At 68.8% G+C, this 1,715-nt stretch carries 3 protein-coding genes; all 3 read right to left on the reverse strand.

The window, feature by feature from the left end; genetic code table 11:
- A partial coding sequence (locus J8I82_RS37575; RefSeq protein ID WP_209765668.1) for a tripartite tricarboxylate transporter permease occupies positions 1-678 on the reverse strand: 678 nt, incomplete at its 3' end.
- A 12-nt stretch (positions 679-690) separates the two neighbouring features.
- On the reverse strand, positions 691-1,197 hold the full coding sequence (locus J8I82_RS37580) for a tripartite tricarboxylate transporter TctB family protein (protein WP_209765670.1): 507 nt from the start codon (positions 1,195-1,197) through the stop codon (positions 691-693).
- Positions 1,198-1,202: 5 nt separating this feature from the next.
- The coding region (locus J8I82_RS37585) for a Bug family tripartite tricarboxylate transporter substrate binding protein (RefSeq protein ID WP_280908718.1) at positions 1,203-1,715 on the reverse strand (513 nt) is incomplete at its 5' end.

Below are 1,715 nucleotides of genomic sequence, written 5' to 3' on the forward strand. Positions count from 1 at the left end.
GAACTTCGCCGCTGAGAAGAACGTCTCGCCCATCGCGAACAGGCCCACCGCCAGCGTGGTGACCTGGATGCCGTCGAGCATCTCCGGTACGCCGAAGGTCAGCCGCGCCTGCCCGGTAAGCTTGTCGATGCCGACCAGTCCCAGTCCAATGCCGAGTGCCAGGCTGGTCAGTCCACGCAGCGTCGAATCCCCGAAGGTCGCCGACACCGTGACAAAGGCCAGCACCATCAGCGCAAAGTAATCCCAAGGCCCGAACTGCACCGCCAGATCGACCAGCACCGGCGCCAGCAGCGCCAGACCCACGGTGGCCAGCGTGCCGGCCACGAAGGAGCCGATCGCCGCGGTCGCCAACGCCTGCCCGGCGCGGCCGGCGCGGGCCATGCGGTGGCCTTCGATGGCGGTGGCGATCGAGGCCGCTTCGCCCGGCGTGTTGATCAGGATCGCGGTGGTCGAACTGCCGTACATGCCGCCGAAGTAGATCCCGGCGAACATGATCAGCGAACCGGTCGGGTCGAGCTTGAACGTGACCGGCAGCAGCAGCGCCACGGTCAGCGACGGGCTGATGCCCGGCAGGATGCCGACCAGCGTGCCGAGCAGCACGCCGATGCCGGCAAAGAGCAGATTGCCCGGCTGTGCTGCGACGGCCAGCCCCTGGGCGAGATAGGTAAAGACATCCATGGCGGCTCCCGCTTAACCGAAGATGAGGCGTTCCAGCGGCCCCGCCGGCAACGCCAGCGACAACGCCTTGGCGAAGAACGCGAACACGAGCAGATTCAGCGCCACGCCGATTGCTGCCGACCTGAGCACGCGGCGCTCGCCGAACCCCAGCGCCGTGGCAATGAACAGCACCGTGGCGCCCGCGATAAAGCCGAGCTGCAGCTGCAGCCCCGCCATCAGTGCAAGTAGCCCGGCCAGGACCCAGCCGACCGCCTTCCAGTTCATCGGCCCGAGCGCGGGCGCTTCGGCTGCGCTGCCGCGGCGCGCGGCGGCGATCAGGTGGACGATGCCCAGCAAGGCGAGCAGTGCGGCCACGAAGCGCAGGCCGATGGAAGGGCCGATGCCGGCGGCGGGCGGCGGCGGCAACTGGCTGGCGTCGGCGAACATCACCAGCGCCAGCAAGAACAGCCCGGCGCCCACGATGGCCTTGGGCTTGTCGAAACGTGCCGCGGCGGCGCGGCGTTCTGCGTGGGTAATCATCGTTTTCATTTCGCCAGGCCGATCGATGCCAGGATGTCGCGCACGCGCGCCTGTTCAGATTTCAGGTAGGCGCCGAACTTGTCGGCGGGAAGGTAGGCATCGTCCCAGCCGCGCGCCTTCAGGATCTTCTGCCATTCCGCCGATTTCACCGCCTTTTCGACGGCTGCGGACAGCACGGCGGCCTGTTGCGGCGACACGTTGGGCGGCGCCACGATGCCGCGCCAGTTCAGCAGCTCAACCTCCAGCCCTTGCTCCTTCAGCGTCGGCACGGCGATGCCGGGCAGGCGCTGCGCCGACGAGACCGCCAGCGCGCGCAGCTTGCCGGTCTTGATCTGGCTCTCGAACTCGTTGTAGCCCGAGACGCCCGCGGTGACACGGCCGCCAAGCATTTCCGCCAGCGCCTCGCCGCCGCCGGAGAACGGTACGTAGTTCGTCTTCGCGGTATTGCCGCCGGCGGCCTTGACCACCAGCGCCGCCAGCATGTGGTCGGCGCCGCCGGCCGAGCCGCCGGCCCACAC

This window comes from Cupriavidus consociatus, from assembly GCF_017814975.1.
Classification (GTDB): domain Bacteria; phylum Pseudomonadota; class Gammaproteobacteria; order Burkholderiales; family Burkholderiaceae; genus Cupriavidus; species Cupriavidus consociatus.